The 14,534-nt window shown below is 67.0% G+C and carries 14 protein-coding genes; 9 read left to right on the top strand and 5 right to left on the bottom strand.

All coding sequences use genetic code 11. The features are described from left to right. Nucleotides 1-25 precede the first annotated feature (25 nt). Nucleotides 26-934, top strand: a complete 909-nt coding sequence (locus tag JOD27_RS02495) for an RluA family pseudouridine synthase (RefSeq protein WP_204760430.1) — start codon at nucleotides 26-28, stop codon at nucleotides 932-934. On the opposite strand, the gene JOD27_RS02490 is transcribed toward JOD27_RS02495, so the two are convergent. Continuing rightward, on the bottom strand, nucleotides 929-1,822 hold the full coding sequence (locus JOD27_RS02490) for a phosphotransferase family protein (RefSeq protein ID WP_204760429.1): 894 nt from the start codon (nucleotides 1,820-1,822) through the stop codon (nucleotides 929-931). The genes JOD27_RS02495 and JOD27_RS02490 overlap by 6 nt on opposite strands. A 213-nt stretch (nucleotides 1,823-2,035) precedes the next feature. Between JOD27_RS02490 and JOD27_RS02485 the strand changes: the two genes are divergently transcribed. Beyond that, complete coding sequence (locus JOD27_RS02485) at nucleotides 2,036-3,166, top strand: HNH endonuclease signature motif containing protein (protein WP_204760428.1); 1,131 nt, start codon at nucleotides 2,036-2,038, stop codon at nucleotides 3,164-3,166. 289 nt (nucleotides 3,167-3,455) lie between these two features. On the opposite strand, the gene JOD27_RS02480 is transcribed toward JOD27_RS02485, so the two are convergent. Both JOD27_RS02480 and JOD27_RS02475 read right to left on the bottom strand, forming a co-directional pair. Next, nucleotides 3,456-6,647, bottom strand: a complete 3,192-nt coding sequence (locus tag JOD27_RS02480; protein ID WP_204760427.1) for a GH92 family glycosyl hydrolase — start codon at nucleotides 6,645-6,647, stop codon at nucleotides 3,456-3,458. Between the two features lie 275 nt (nucleotides 6,648-6,922). Continuing rightward, nucleotides 6,923-7,357 carry a hypothetical protein gene (locus tag JOD27_RS02475; protein ID WP_204760426.1) on the bottom strand — a complete coding sequence of 145 codons (435 nt, stop codon included), beginning with the start codon at nucleotides 7,355-7,357 and terminating at the stop codon, nucleotides 6,923-6,925. Between the two features lie 58 nt (nucleotides 7,358-7,415). Here JOD27_RS02475 and JOD27_RS02470 point away from each other — a divergent pair, with 58 nt between their 5' ends. The 4 genes from JOD27_RS02470 to JOD27_RS02455 all read left to right on the top strand — a co-directional run bounded on the left by JOD27_RS02470 (nucleotide 7,416) and on the right by JOD27_RS02455 (nucleotide 10,325). Then, nucleotides 7,416-7,799 (top strand): VOC family protein, encoded by a 384-nt coding sequence (locus JOD27_RS02470; RefSeq protein WP_204760425.1) that lies wholly within the window; start codon nucleotides 7,416-7,418, stop codon nucleotides 7,797-7,799. A 98-nt stretch (nucleotides 7,800-7,897) separates the two neighbouring features. Continuing rightward, nucleotides 7,898-8,587 (top strand): chitinase, encoded by a 690-nt coding sequence (locus tag JOD27_RS02465; RefSeq protein ID WP_204760424.1) that lies wholly within the window; start codon nucleotides 7,898-7,900, stop codon nucleotides 8,585-8,587. Between the two features lie 143 nt (nucleotides 8,588-8,730). Beyond that, nucleotides 8,731-9,750, top strand: coding sequence for a chitinase (locus tag JOD27_RS02460; protein ID WP_204760423.1), 1,020 nt, complete (start codon nucleotides 8,731-8,733; stop codon nucleotides 9,748-9,750). A gap of 83 nt (nucleotides 9,751-9,833) precedes the next feature. Continuing rightward, nucleotides 9,834-10,325: a DinB family protein gene (locus JOD27_RS02455; RefSeq protein ID WP_204760422.1), complete on the top strand. Its 492-nt coding sequence runs from the start codon at nucleotides 9,834-9,836 to the stop codon at nucleotides 10,323-10,325. Here the strand turns inward: JOD27_RS02455 and JOD27_RS02450 are convergent. Beyond that, nucleotides 10,322-10,567 carry a mycoredoxin gene (locus JOD27_RS02450; RefSeq protein WP_189253742.1) on the bottom strand — a complete coding sequence of 82 codons (246 nt, stop codon included), beginning with the start codon at nucleotides 10,565-10,567 and terminating at the stop codon, nucleotides 10,322-10,324. The genes JOD27_RS02455 and JOD27_RS02450 overlap by 4 nt on opposite strands. Nucleotides 10,568-10,959: 392 nt before the next feature. Between JOD27_RS02450 and JOD27_RS02445 the strand changes: the two genes are divergently transcribed. Beyond that, complete coding sequence (locus JOD27_RS02445) at nucleotides 10,960-11,580, top strand: DUF4360 domain-containing protein (protein WP_189253744.1); 621 nt, start codon at nucleotides 10,960-10,962, stop codon at nucleotides 11,578-11,580. Nucleotides 11,581-11,640: 60 nt separating this feature from the next. Next, nucleotides 11,641-12,285 carry a DUF4360 domain-containing protein gene (locus JOD27_RS02440; RefSeq protein ID WP_204760421.1) on the top strand — a complete coding sequence of 215 codons (645 nt, stop codon included), beginning with the start codon at nucleotides 11,641-11,643 and terminating at the stop codon, nucleotides 12,283-12,285. A gap of 75 nt (nucleotides 12,286-12,360) precedes the next feature. Here the strand turns inward: JOD27_RS02440 and ilvA are convergent, their stop codons facing one another. After that, entirely contained in the window at nucleotides 12,361-13,596 is a 1,236-nt protein-coding gene (ilvA, locus tag JOD27_RS02435) for a threonine ammonia-lyase IlvA (RefSeq protein WP_204760420.1), read from the bottom strand. A gap of 68 nt (nucleotides 13,597-13,664) precedes the next feature. Between ilvA and JOD27_RS02430 the strand changes: the two genes are divergently transcribed. Next, the gene (locus tag JOD27_RS02430) at nucleotides 13,665-14,516 is read left to right on the top strand and encodes a lytic polysaccharide monooxygenase auxiliary activity family 9 protein (protein WP_204760419.1); all 852 of its coding nucleotides are present in this window, start codon (nucleotides 13,665-13,667) and stop codon (nucleotides 14,514-14,516) included. The last annotated feature ends 18 nt before the right edge of the window (nucleotides 14,517-14,534 follow it).

Genomic DNA, 14,534 nt, shown 5'->3' with positions numbered 1-14,534 from the left:
CCGACCATTTAGACTGACGGGTGCGATGAGACGCAAACCCTCCTCCCCTCTCCCCCAGCGCAACGGCCTGGACGCCGCGCGGCTGAAGCTGCCGGCCGACGGCCCGTGGCTGTCCCTGCGCGACCACCTCGTCGAGCGCCTGCCGCGGGTGGCTCCGGCGCGGATCGAGGAGATGCTGCGCGAGGAGCGCATCTGGTCGGTCTCCGGCCCGCTCGGCCTCGACGCGCCGTTCGTGCCCGACAGCTACATCTGGTTCCACCGCGACCTGCCCGTCGAGGTGCCCGTCCCGTTCGACGTCAGTGTCGTGTACCGGGACGACGACATCGTGGTCGCCGACAAGCCCCACTTCCTGGCCACGATCCCGCGCGGTCAGCACATCATGCAGACCGCGCTGGTGAAGCTGCGCGACTCGCTCGGCCTGCCCGACCTCTCCCCCGCGCACCGGCTCGACCGGGTCACCGCCGGACTGGTCCTGTTCGTGGTACGCCGCGAACTGCGCGGCAAGTACCAGACGATGTTCCGCGATCGCCTGGTCACCAAGGAGTACGAGGCGATCGCCCCGTACTCACCATCGCTGACGCTTCCCACCGTCGTGCGCTCGCGGATCATCAAGGAACGCGGCATCATCACCGCCTTCGAGGTCGACGGCGAGCCGAACGCCGAAACGCACGTGTCCCTTGTGGAGCATCGGAACGGCTTGGGCCGCTACCACCTGAAGCCACTGACCGGCCGCACCCACCAGCTGCGCCTGCACATGTCGGGCCTCGGCGTGCCGATCGTGAACGACGACTTCTACCCGGTACTGCGGGAACGCCCGCTCGACGACTTCTCCTCGCCCCTGCAGCTCCTCGCCCGCACGTTGTCCTTCGTGGACCCCGTCACGGGCGAGGAACGTTCTTTCACCTCAGGCCTGAAACTGTCCGCCTGGTCATGAGATGTGCGTACGTCGGGTGTCGATCGGCTGCGGCTCCCAGATCCGGTTCATCCGCTCGAGCAACCGCCGGGCGAGCGCGCTCATCGCGGGGTGGGTCTCGGTGAACCCGGCCACCACCCGCGCCCGGAACATCAACCGGCCGCGTGCCGTCGTGCTGTACCAGAACCAGTCCTCGTCGACGACCCTGGCGAGGTGATCCGTGCCGTCCCGCTCGGCCCGCTGCACCAGCGCGTCCCCCTGCACGAGCCACCGCACGCAGGCGTCCTCCAGCGGCTCGGACCAGCCGCGTTCCTCGAAGTACGCCCGCTCGGCCGCTTCCCGCAGCTCCTTCGGCGTCTCGGACACGGTCGCGCAGGTCGGAAAACCCATGCGCAGGTAGACCAGCTCGGTGAGACCGTCGCCGAGCATCGCGCCTTCGAGGTCGACGAACCGGGCCCCGCTTTCGGTGTACATGTCGTTGCCAGGACACGGGTCGCCGTGCAGGAGGTCGAACCTGCCGGTGTCGGCGAAGGCGAGCTCGGCCTCCGCGTCCCCGACCTCGACCTCCAGCGCGCGCACGAACCGCAGGAACGGCTCCGGATCTGGAACCTGCTGGCGCGGCAGTGTTCCCGCGTGCTCGGGACCCGTGGCCTGGTGCAGCCGGGCGAGGCCGCGGGCGTAGTCGATCACCCAGTCCTCGTCGAACGGATGGGACGGCAGCCGCTCCATCACGACCGTCCGGGTGTCCGGGTCGACGTCGAGGACGCGCGGCACCATGCCGGTGTGTTCGGCCAGCCGCAGCGCGGTGACCTCCCGCTCGAACGCCTGCTGGTCGCCGATCACGTGCTTGATGATGCGGTCGCCGTCCGCCCACACGTCGGAGCGTTGACTGCTGCCGAGTTTCTTCACGTTCGTCACCCTATTGCGGCTTCGCCGACTCGGCACATGCCCTCCTTCGCAGGGCGTGTGCCGGACCGAATTTCCGTCGTTTTGCTTTGTTTGTGACGTCAAGAGAGATGGCGGGTATACGGTGCCGTAGGAAGTGTGTGACCTGCGGTTTTCACTCGATGGTGTAGCCCTGATCCGCCTTTTCTGTTTTTGATCTCGAATAGAATTGGGGGTATGGATGTCGTCGAGGTTCTCGATGCTCTCGCCTATCACGAGAAACAGGTCGCCTATCATCAGGCGCAGGGTTTGCGGATCCTCGCCGAGTACGCGCTCGCGTGTGAGGGTGAGGAGTTCTTCGACGCCGAGATCGCCGCCGCGATGCACTGGACCTCCGCCTGGACGGCCAACCAGATGGCGCTGGCGCTGGACCTGGCGTCGAAGCTGCCGCGCACGCTGGACGCCCTGGAGAAGGGGGAGATCGACCTGTACAAGGCCCGTGTCCTGTACGACACGACGATGCCGTTGTCGGCGGATCTGGCGGCGCAGGTCGAGGAGAGTGTGCTGGCCAAGGCCGACGGCAAGACCGGTGCGCAGGTGCGGCGGCTGGCGGGCCGGGTGGTGATGCGCGTCGACCCCGACGGGCATCGGGACCGGGCGGAGACGCGCAAATCCCAGCGCTGCACCGGGGTTGATCCGCTTCCCGACCAGATGGCCCGGTTGTGGGCGTATCTGCCGCTGGAGAAGGCCGCGGCGTGCTACGACCGGGTCGACACGATCGCCCGCGGCCTGCAGCACCCCGACGACCCCCGCACCCTGGACCAGATTCGCGCCGACGTGGTGGCCGACCTGCTGCTGGCCACGCCGGACAGGACCAGCGCGGTGAAGGTCGAGATGTACGTGACCGTGTCCGCCGCCACCCTGATGGGCCTGTCCGAGCAGCCCGGCGAACTCGCCGGGTATGGACCGGTCACCGCCGATCTGGCGCGGGAGCTGGCTGGGGACGCGACCTGGCGGCGGCTGCTGACCGACCCGGTCACCGGGGAGGCTTTGGAGTTCGGGACCAGCACCTACCGGCCTCAGGCGCGGTTGCGGCGGTTCGTGTGGGCGCGGGATCGGACCTGCCGGTTCCCCGGCTGCATGCGGCCCGCGCACCAGTCCGAGCTCGACCACACGGTGCCGTTCCCGCTGGGCCCGACCTCGCAGGAGAACCTGGGCCCGTTCTGCAAGCATCACCACCGGGTCAAACACCGCACGGCGTGGGAGGTCGTCCAGCCCATGCCGGGCACGTTCCAGTTCCGCAGCCCGGCGGGGAAGACCTACCGCCGCGAACCTGAACCGGTCTTCGACGACCCACCACCGTTCTGAACCACGACCACCGCCCGGCACCGGGTTGCGCTCCCCACGGGAACCTTCGGATCGCAACCCGCACTCTGGCGACCCCTCACACAACCGGCGCCCACCGCACGCCACCCGACCACGCCCCGCAACCCGGCCACAGAATTCGGTCCGGCACACGCCCGACGAAGGAGGGCATGTGCCGGGTCGGCGAAGCCGCCAAACCCAACCTCCCGCCGTACCCTCAGAACCAGCCTCAGACCAGAGCTGGGTGTGCCGAGCCGCGAGAACAGCAGCCCGGCACACCCAGCAACCACAATCAGGCGAGCGTGAGCGCGTACAACTCCACCCGAGGATCATCAGGCAACGTCACCGACCGAACGGTCTTCCCCGCATCCAGCCGCAAAGACTGCCCGAACAACCGAACCGCAGGCCCGTCCACCCCCTGACCGGCCTTGATCCGATGCGGCATCTCCAACACCACCGGGCCACCACCAGCCCAGTCCGGCACCGAAGCAGCCACCTCGGCCGAGGTCCCGTCGGTGTACCAAACGGTGAACGACGTCGACACCGGCCCGTTGTGCGAGGCACCGACCACGTGCAGCCACGAGAACTGCCCCGAAGGCAACAACATCCCCTGTCCACGAGCCTCGACGAAGTTCAGGGCGGTCCCGGTGGGATCCGGTGCCTGGTAGGTGATCCCACCCCACGTCACCGGCCCGGCAGCAGGCAGCAACGCCGCGTCGTAGCTCCACCCGCCACCGTCGAAGTCGCCGGAAGCCGGTTCGGCCACAGAAGCCGTTCCATCGTGGTTGCGCTCCGGCCCGACATCGACCGAACACGTCGAGAACGCACACACCGCGGCCGGTTTGACCTCAACAACTGCCTTCACCACAACGGACTCGACCTTCACCACAACCTCGTACGCGCCAGGAGCCGTCCCTGCGGGCACCGACACCGTCAACGGCACGGTCTTCTGCACGGGCAGATGCCGCGACGCGATCACAACCGGCCGAGCACCGCTGACCGTCCACCCGGCAGGCGCCGTGACGACAGGCCGGACAGTCGTCCCGGACGGCGACTGCGCCAGCACGTCGAGCTGCAACGTCAGCGACTGCGCGGAGTCCGACGTCGGCAGCACGATCTCGGTGTTCCGCAAGGACGCGGACACCGCACGTCGCGCATCGAGGTTGCCGTCGTTCAACGACGGCGGCTCGTCCGAACGTCCGGTGCCCCAGGACGAAGGCCGCGAAGACACGTCGTAGGCCAGCTTCCCGCCGTGCTGCACCGAAGACCACGACAGCCACGTCTTGCGGACATCGCGCCCGTTCAGCGAGGCGCTGCTCACGTACCGCGCCGAGTCGGAGACGCCGGGCGCCGAAACCACGAGCGTGCCACCCTGCGAGCCGTACTGTCCGATTCGGACGGTCGCCGACGGGAACTGCGGTGACGACAGCGCCAGGAAGTCGCCGCCGCTGAACGTCGGGTACATGCCGAGCGAGGAGAAGACGTACCAGGCCGACATCGTGCCCAGGTCGTCGTTGCCGGTCATGCCGTCCGGGCCGGTGGTGAACAACGTCATCGCCGCGCGCACGACCGTCGCGGCCTTCCACGGCGTGCCCGTCCACAGGTACATGTAGGGCGCGAGCAGATCGGGTTCGTTGTTCGGGTTGTAGGTGGGTTTGCCGTAGTAGTCGTACGGTTCGGTGATCCAGTCGTGCCGGGCGGTGCCGGCGGGGTCGGTCAGGAGCTTCTCGTAGGCGAAGAACGCGTCGAGGCGTTTCTCGGCCTCACGGCGGCCGCCCATCAGCGATACCAGACCGGCCGGGTCCTGCGGGACCAGCCACTGGTACTGGTAGGCGCCGCCCTCGTGGAACTGGTGCGACGCGTCGACCGGGTTGTACGGCGTCAGCCAGGTGCCGGCGACCGTGCGTGGCCGGAACTGCCCGATCGAGGAGTCCCACAGGTTTCGGTACCACTGGCCACGATCAGCGAACAGGCGCGCATCGTCGCGATGGCCGAGACCGCGCGCCATCAACGCCAGGGACGCGTCCGCCGCCGAGTACTCCAGGGTCGCCGACGCCGGGTGCACGCAGTCGTTGTCGCCGCCCTTGTGCGCGCAGTCCGTCCCGAGCTTCAGGCCGGACGGGACGTAGCCGCGGTCCGAGTAGTACTTGACGCCGGACCGTCCGTTGTACGGCGAGTCCGCGGGAGGAAGCGACAAAGCGTTGGCGCGCAACAGCTGGTACGTCTCCCCTTCGTGCCCGCGCAGCAAGCCCTTCGACCAGGCCTCGACCAGGAACGGCGTCACGGGGTCGCCGGTCATGATGTTGGTCTCGGACGACGCCAAAGCCCAGCGCGGCAACCATCCTCCGTCACGTCCACTGGCCACGACGGACAGTGCGACGTCACGCGCCACGCGTGGTTCCAGGATCTGCAGCAGCTGGTTCTGTGGCCGGTAGGTGTCCCACAGCGAGAAGTTCTGGTACGGGGTGTAGCCGGACGCAGTGTGCACGCGGCCGTCGAAGCCCATGTACTTGCCGTCGACGTCGCCGGCGAGGTTCGGGTGCAGCACCGAGTGGTACAGCGCGGTGTAGAAGGCGACCTGCCGGTCCCGTGAGCCGCCGGACACCCGCACGGCGTCCAGCTGCTTCTTCCACACGTCCTTCGCCGCCGCCGTCACCGCGTCGAAGTCGTACGAAGGAGCCTCCGCCGCGAGGTTCTTCCTGGCGCCCTCCAGACCGGTGTAGGACAGGCCGATCTTCAGCACCACGTCCCGGTCGGCCGTGGCGTCGAACGTGACCCAAGCGCCGTTGCCGCCGGTTCCGGCCGCGTCGCGAACGCCTGGCGTGGGAACGCTCCCCCGCCACGCTCCGAAGGACGCGAACGGGCGGTCGAACGACGCGGTGAAGTAGATGGTGTGCTCGTCCTTGCCCGCGCAGAACCGGCCGTTGCGCACCCGGCCCTCGATGGTCCGGTCACCGACGACGTGGATCTCGGAGTCGAGCACCGTCTGGTTGGACCGTCCGGTGTTGAACAGGACGTTGGCAGCCCCGGAAGAGGGGAACGTGTAGCGCTGCCAACCGGTCCGCTGAGTGGAACCGAGCTCGGCGTTGATCCCGTAGCGGGACAGCCCGACGCGGTAGTAACCGGGCTGGGCGGTCTCGTCCGAATGGCTGAACGCCGACTTGTAAGCGTTGATGTCAACGTTGTCAACGGACCCGACTGTCGGCATCACCGGCAGCTCGCCCATGACTCCGCAGCCCACGCCCGACAGGTGCGTCTGTGAGAAACCGTAGATCGAGTTGGCTTTGTAGTCGTATCCGCCCTGACCTCCCGTATCAGGGCTGACCTGCACCATTCCGAACGGTACCGAGGCGCCGGGGAAGGTGTTGCCGAAGTTCTGGGTTCCCACGAAGGGATTCACGAGCGACGAAGGGTCTGCGTCTGTTTGTGCCTGTGCGGGGACTGCTAGACCCAGTAACAGCCCGGCTACAACCAGTGTCCGCATGAACGCAGTATTGCCTGATCGTCGCCGACCCGACACCCATCGGAGGTCGGCGGTCGACCATGAGACCCGCAAGACCACCCACACGGCAGCCGTCAGGAGCTAGTAGACCGTCGCCTCTAACCTTTGGTATGGGCCGGTCGTCCGCGTGTCGCGCGGCGTGTCGGCGATGTGATCGTGAGTTGGCGGTAGGTGGCGTGATCAGCAAACGTTTGCCTCGGCTCGCAACTACAACCAACTCAAGATCGCGGACCACACAACTAAGCCGCGACGCTCCACTAGCAGCGCTTGCCGGTGTACTTGGAGTAGTTGTCGTACTGGTAGACGTACACCAGACCGTAGGCGGCGGTGCACTTGTCGAGGGTGTCGGCGGGCTTGCCCCACAACTCCTTGGGGTTGTTCGGGTTGCTGTTGCCGCCCTTGTGCGTGTCAGGCGTGGTGTCGCTCGCGCTGCTGTACACGGCGATCGCGGTCTGCGTGATCCAGTTCTTGCCGGAGTTGCGGAAGCTCTCCCACATGTAGACGTAGGAGTAGTTGTGGCCACAGCCCGCGAACTGCTTCACCGAGGCAATGTTGTTCCCCTGGAACTGGATGTACGCGGTCGACCCGATCTGCGCCGCGCTCGCGCATCCGGGTGGCGTCTCCGCGTTGGCCACACCGGGAAAGACGAAACCGAGCAGCACGAACGCGACGGCGATGATCCCCTTCTTCATGGGGGCGATCATCGCCGTTCGCGCTGACAACTCCCTGACATGCGAGTAAGCAGGAACCATGTCCGTACAGCTCAACCACACCATCGTCCACGCCACCGACCAGGAGCGCTCGGCACGGTTCCTCACCGAGCTCTTCGACCTGCCGGAGCCGGTCCGCTTCGGCCCGTTCCTCGTCGTCGAGGTCGCGAACGGCGTCTCGCTCGACTACCTGACCAGCCCGGGGCCGATCGCCGAGCAGCACTACGCGTTCCTCGTGACCGAGGAGGAGTTCGACCAGATCTTCGGCCGCATCCAGGAGCGCGGCCTCGACCACTGGGCCGACCCGTTCCACAGCCAGCCGAACCAGATCAACCGCAACGACGGCGGCCGCGGGGTCTACTGGGACGACCCGGACGGCCACGCGCTGGAGATCATCACGCGCCCGTACGGTTCCGGCTCCTAAAAGGTATAGACCAACTCTTGTGCCCGGCATGCCGCACCTGCCACCGTGAGAGCGGTAACACACAGTGGGCGCGCTGATGCTCTGAGGAGTTGGTCTCCATGTTCGGAACACGCGCCGCCGCCCTGATCGTCGCGGTGCTGGGCGTCTTCACGCTCGTGCAGCCGGCGACGGCGGCGCCGTTCATCGTCACCGAGGCGCAGTTCAACCGGATGTTCCCGTCCCGGAACAGCTTCTACACCTACGGCGGCCTGAAGGCCGCGATGGGCGCGTTCGGCTCGTTCGCGAACCAGGGCAGCGACACCGTCAAGAAGCAGGAGCTCGCGGCGTTCCTCGCCAACGTCTCGCACGAGACCGGCGGGCTCGTGTACATCCGCGAGATCAACCAGAACGGTGACTACTGCGACGAGAGCAAGCCCTACGGCTGTCCCGCCGGCACCAGGGCCTACTACGGCCGCGGCCCGATCCAGCTGTCGTGGAACTTCAACTACAAGGCGGCGGGCGACTACCTCGGCATCAACCTGCTGAAGAACCCCGACCAGGTCGCCACCAACGCCACCACCTCATGGAAGACCGCGATCTGGTACTGGATGACGCAGAACGGGCCGGGCACCATGACCCCGCACAGCGCGATGGTCAACTCGCGCGGCTTCGGCCAGACGATCCGCAGCATCAACGGATCACTGGAGTGCGACGGCAAGAACCCCGGCACGGTGGAGAGCCGCGTGTCGAAGTACCGGCAGTTCACCGGGATCATCGGCGTCGCTCCCGGCGGCAACCTGTACTGCTGAATAGGTCTAGACCCTTGACTGGTCTGGACCACTGGTGCCAATCTCAGCATTGTTCACATCCTTGATTCCTCGGGCGCGCAGACTCCAGGAGTGGGTGACCCTTGCTGAGAAAACGCATCTTGGCGTCTATCGCGGCAGGTGTGATGGCGGCGGCGTTGGCCGTCATCGCACCGGCCGCATCCTCACAGGCGGAAGTGACAGCGCAGGCGTGTACGTACACCGACTGGGTGCAGGGTCAGTGGTACACCGCAGGTTCCATCGTGAGATTCGAAGGCAGCTTCTACATCGCCGAACACGACAATCCCGGTTACAGCCCAACGGTTTCCACCTGGTACTGGGATCCGTACAACTGTGACGGCGGCGGAGGCGGCGGCGGCACCTGTACCTACACCGACTGGGTGCAGGGCCAGTGGTACACCGCCGGCTCCATCGTCAGGTTCGAAGGCAGCTTCTACATCGCCGAACACGACAATCCCGGTTACAGCCCAACGGTGTCCACCTGGTACTGGGATCCGTACGACTGCAACGGCGGTGGCGGAGGTGGCGGCGGCGGCAGCTTCGTCGTCAGCGAGGCGCAGTTCAACCAGATGTTCCCGTCCCGCAACAGCTTCTACACCTACAGCGGCCTCGTGGCGGCGATGAGCGCGTACCCCGCGTTCGCGACGACGGGCAGCGACACGGTGAAGAGGCAGGAAGCGGCGGCGTTCCTCGCGAACGTCTCGCACGAGACCGGCGGCCTCGTCTACATCAGGGAGATCACGCCGGGAACCTACTGCGACACCAGCAAGCCCTACGGCTGCCCCGCCGGTGCGCAGAACTACTACGGCCGCGGCCCGATCCAGCTGTCGTGGAACGTCAACTACAAGAACGCCGGCGACGCGCTGGGCCTGCCCCTGCTGACCAACCCGTGGCTGGTGGAGCAGGACGCGGCCGTCGCGTGGAAGACGGGCCTCTGGTACTGGAACACGCAGACCGGACCCGGCTGGACCACGGGACACAACGCCATGGTCAACGGCAACGGGTTCGGCGAGACGATCCGCAGCATCAACGGATCGCTGGAGTGCAACGGCGGCAACCCCGCCCAGGTCCAGAGCCGCGTGACGAAGTACCAGCAGTTCGTCGGCATCCTCGGCGTTCCCGCAGGAGCGAACCTGTACTGCTGATGGTGTGGCGCGGAATGCTGCCGCGTTCCGAGTCGCACCATTAGGACCGGACCTGTCCTAGTTCGGTCATAGCGTTCACGGCCATGACCACGGAGCACAACGAACTGCTGTCCATGCTGAACGACGAGCGCCGCATGGTCCGCATCACGATGCGGGGCCTCACCGCGGCCGACGCCGGGAAGCGCACCACGGTCAGCGAGCTCACCCTGGGCGGGGTGCTCAAGCACCTCACCCAGGGCGAGCGGGCGTACACGCACATCCTGACCGAGCGGCCCGGCATCCCCGACGGCATGTTCGACACCAGCCAGTACACGTGGGACGGCGACTCGGTCGACGAGCTGCTCGCCGCCTACGTCGAGGCCGGGCGCGCGACCGACGAGGCCGTGCGCGCAGCCGATCTCGACAAGCTGGTTCAGATGCCGTCCGCGCCGTGGGACCCGAACCCCGAGCCGTGGTCGGTACGGAAGATCGTGCTGCAGCTGTTCCGGGAGACCGCGCACCACTGCGGGCACGCGGACATCATCCGGGAGGCGCTGGACGGCGCTTCCACCACCGCCCAGCTCCACTCCGACTAGGCCGCGAGTTGTTCCTTGACCTGGGCCAGCGACGGGTTGGTGAGCGCCGAGCCGTTCGGGAAGTGGACGGTCGGCACCGTGCGGTTGCCGCCGTTCACGCTCATCACGAAGTCGGCCGCGCCGGGCGTCTCCTCGATGTTGATCTCGACGTACTCGATGCCCTCGCGGTCGAGCTGGTTCTTCAGGATCCGGCAGTAGCCGCACCACGAGGTCGAGTAGACGGTCAGCTGGTCGGGAGCCATCAGTGGCACTCCTCATCGAGGTCGGAAGAAGTCATGAGTATCAACGCATGACGAGGAGTGGTTCATCCCAGGGGTGCGACAGCTCACTCGTGCTTCGGCTTGGCACCCGCGTCCCACTTCTCGATCTCGCACGGCAGCGGACCGCCCACCTCGCATCACCCGAACGGACCAGTCCCACGAGATCGTCAGGCAATCGTCAGGTTAATTCGCCAGATCGTGGGTGAGCATGGTTCGCGCACGCACCGAATTTTCGGCCGTGCAATTAGTCCTGCTTTCCTCAACCCATTACCGTGCAATTCAGTCACCCATTCGGCGGCCCTTTCTCGACAAGGGTTTCCGATATCGTCTGACTTCCGCCGCCGGTACTACACACCCGGAAAGAAAGGCTGGCCATGCTGAAAATGGTGGCGGCTGCTGCCCTAGTGGTCTCCGCGGTTCTCACCGCGCCCGCCGCGCACGCAGTTCCCGACGTTCCCGATTTCGTCACGATCGACGTGGTCACCGTGAACGGTTCCGGCTGTCCCGCCGGCACCGCCGCGGTCGCGGCCGCCGACGACCGCACGGCGTTCACAGTCACCTACAGCGATTACCTCGCCCAGGCCGGACAGGGCTCGTCGCCGACAGACTTCCGCAAGAACTGCCAGCTCAACATCAGAGTCACCTATCCGCAGGGCTTCACGTTCGGCATCGCTCAGGCGGACTACCGCGGGTTCGTCCACCTGCAGGCCGGGGCGACGAGCACGGAGAAGGGGAACTACTACTTCCAGGGCATGTCGCAGGGCGCGAGCCGTTCGCACAACTTCTCCGGCCCGAAGAGCGACAACTGGCAGGCGACCGACCGCGCCCAGGTCTCGGAAATCGTTTACGCGCCGTGCGGTGAAGTGCGGCACCTGAACATCAACACCGAGCTGCGGGTGAACGCGGGCTCCTCGAAGGCCGCGAGCTTCATGACCATGGATTCGACGGACAGCAGCGTGAGCACGAAGTACCAGTTCTCCTGGAAGCGCTGCTGATCCAGGCACCCATTGCCGCCGCCCGTTCATTTTGTTGAACCCCAGACGGAAAGGTGCCCCATGCTCAACACACTGGCCGCGGCCGCGCTCGCGATGTCGACGATCATCATTCCGCCCGGAGGCGCACCCGGTACGACGCCCCCGCCGGACATCATCACGATCGACGTCGTGACCATCAACGGGTCGGGCTGTAAGGCCGGCACGGCCGCGGTCGCCGTGAGCCCGGACAACAAGGCGTTCACCGTCACCTACAGCGAGTTCATGGCGCAGGTCGGGCCGCAGGCGAAGCCGACCGACTTCCGCAAGAACTGCCAGCTGAACCTGCGCGTCAACGTGCCGTCCGGCTTCACCTACGGCATCGCGTCCACCGACTACCGCGGCTTCGCGCACCTCGAACGCGGCGCCACGGCCCTGGAGAAGGCCAACTACTACTTCCAGGGCATGTCGGAGACGGCCTACCGACAGCACAACTACAAGGGCCCGCTCAGCGACGACTGGCAGGCGACCGACACGAACGAACTCGCCGCGATCGTCTACCACCCGTGTGGTGAGAAGAGAAACTTCAACATCAACACCGAGCTGCGGGTCTCGGCGGGCACGTCCGACCCGACGAAGGTCACGAGCTTCATCTCGATGGACTCGACCGACGGGTCGATCGAGACGACCTACCACTTCGCGTGGAAGACCTGTCCACCGAAGCCGTGATCCCGGTGCCGGGCACTCCGCGAGGCGTGCCCGGCATCTCCCCTTTCCGGGAAGGTGTCAGTCCTTGATCGCCGCTCAGATCAGGAAGCGGTACGCGGTGGTGCCCGGCGCCACGTGCTGGATCTTGAGGGGGGACTCCTTCATCCGGCCCCACAGCAGGTCGTAGTCCTCGCGGCGGCCCAGCTCGATGCACACCAGCGCGGCGCCGGTCTCCCGGTTGTCGCGCTTGATGTACTCGAACTGGACGATGTCGTCGTCCTTGCCCAGCACCTCGTCGAGGAACCGCCGCAGCGCACCCGGCTCCTGCGGGAACTCCACCAGGAAGTAGTGCTTGAGGCCGCGGTGGATCATCGACCGCTCGACGACCTCGGCGTAACGCGAGACGTCGTTGTTGCCGCCGGAGAGCAGGCACACGACCGTCGAGTCGGGCGCAACGGTGATCTCCTCCAGCAACGCCGCCGAGGCGAGCGCGCCCGCGGGCTCCGCGATGATGCCGTCGATCTGGTACAGCTCCAGCATCTCCGTGCACACCGCACCCTCGGCCACGGTGAGCAGTTCGGCGCCGCTGTCGCGAACCATCGGGAACGTCACGTCGCCCACCCTGCGCACGGCGGCTCCGTCGACGAACGAGTCGACCTCCGGCAGCGTCACCGGGGTGCCCGCCTGGATGGCGGCGATCATGCTCGCCGCGCCCGCCGGCTCCACGCCGATGACGCGGGTGCGAGGGAAGCGCTCGGCGAACCACGTGCCGACGCCCGACAGCAGACCGCCACCGCCGACCGGCACCACGACCACGTCGGGCGCGCCGCCGAGCTGCTGCACGATCTCCAGGCCGACGGTGCCCTGGCCCGCGACCGTGCGGCGGTCGTCGAACGCCGGGACGAGGGTCGCGCCCGTGGCCAGCGCGTACTCCTTGGCCAGCGCGGCCGCGTCGTCGTAGGTGTCGCCGTCCACGACCAGCTGCACCATGCCCTGGCCGAGGGCGGAGATGCGGTCGCGCTTCTGGCGCGGGGTGGTGCGGGGGACGTGCACGCGACCGGGGACGCCGAGGCGGCGGCACGCGTAGGCCATGCCCTGGCCGTGGTTGCCCGCCGACGCGCAGACCGCGCCGCCGACCGCGAACTCGGTCTGGCACAGCAGGTTGAACGCGCCGCGCAGCTTGTAGGAGCGGCCGACCTGGAGGTCCTCGCGCTTGAACCACACCCGCGCGCCGGTCCTCTCGGACAGCCGCTGGTTCACCTCGAGCGGTGTGGTGCGGGCGACACCACCGAGCCTGGCTGCGGCGGCGGACACCTCATCAGCGAAGGACATGGCAATACATCTTTCGTGAACGACTCGGGTCTTGCACGCGTACCCCTAGAAAGACAGGGGAGGTGCTCGTGTTTCGCCTTGTGGGCGTTCTGACGCTGCTCATGATGCTCTCCGCGGTTCCCGCGCACGCCCATGGCGCGCCCACCGACCCGGCGAGCAGGGCTTTTCTGTGCTCGCCCGGTCAGACCACAGCATCATCCTCGCCCTGCCGCAGTGCCATTCAGGCGGGGTTGCCGTCCAAGGAGTGGGACAACATCCGGCTCCCGAACGTGGCAGGGCAGGACGCGGCGAGGGTTCCCGACGGGAAGCTGTGCAGTGCCGGGATCGCGAAGTACGCCGGGCTCGACCTGCCCTCCGCGGAGTGGCCGGCGACGAAGCTCAAGAGCACCGCCTTCACCTATCGGGCGACGATCCCGCATCAGGGGTCGTTCCGCTTCTACGTGACGAGGGACGGCTACTCGCCGACGCGCGCGCTGCGGTGGGCGGATCTGGAGCAGTTCCTGAGCGTGCCCACTCCCCCGTTGGTCAACGGCTCGTACGAGTTCGAGGTGCGGCTGCCGAAGCGGACCGGGCGCCATGTCATCTACACCGTCTGGCAGAACACCGACACGCCGGACACCTACTACTCGTGCACGGACGTCGAGATCGCCGCACCGGCCGCGGCTCCGGCGCCCGCACCGGCACCCGTTCCTGCTCCCGCACCCGAAGCGAAGCCGGCTGCTACGGCGACGGTGCCGACATCCAGCTCCGCGGCACCCTCCACGTCGAACTCGAGCCCTCCGCGACCCGTCCCTGTTGCGTCGACCACCGAACAACCGCCGTCCAGCACAACGAGGTTCGGCCTGGCGGCCGTGGTGGCGGCGCTGGGCGGACTGGCCGTGCTGGGCGGGATCATGTTGTGGCGCAAAAGAATTCTGTGAACGTCCCGGTCCCCGACA

It is taken from the genome of Lentzea nigeriaca, from assembly GCF_016907955.1.
Taxonomy (GTDB): domain Bacteria; phylum Actinomycetota; class Actinomycetes; order Mycobacteriales; family Pseudonocardiaceae; genus Lentzea; species Lentzea nigeriaca.
The sequence above is the reverse complement of the archived record's forward strand: the minus strand, read 5'-3'. Positions and strand labels throughout refer to the sequence as shown.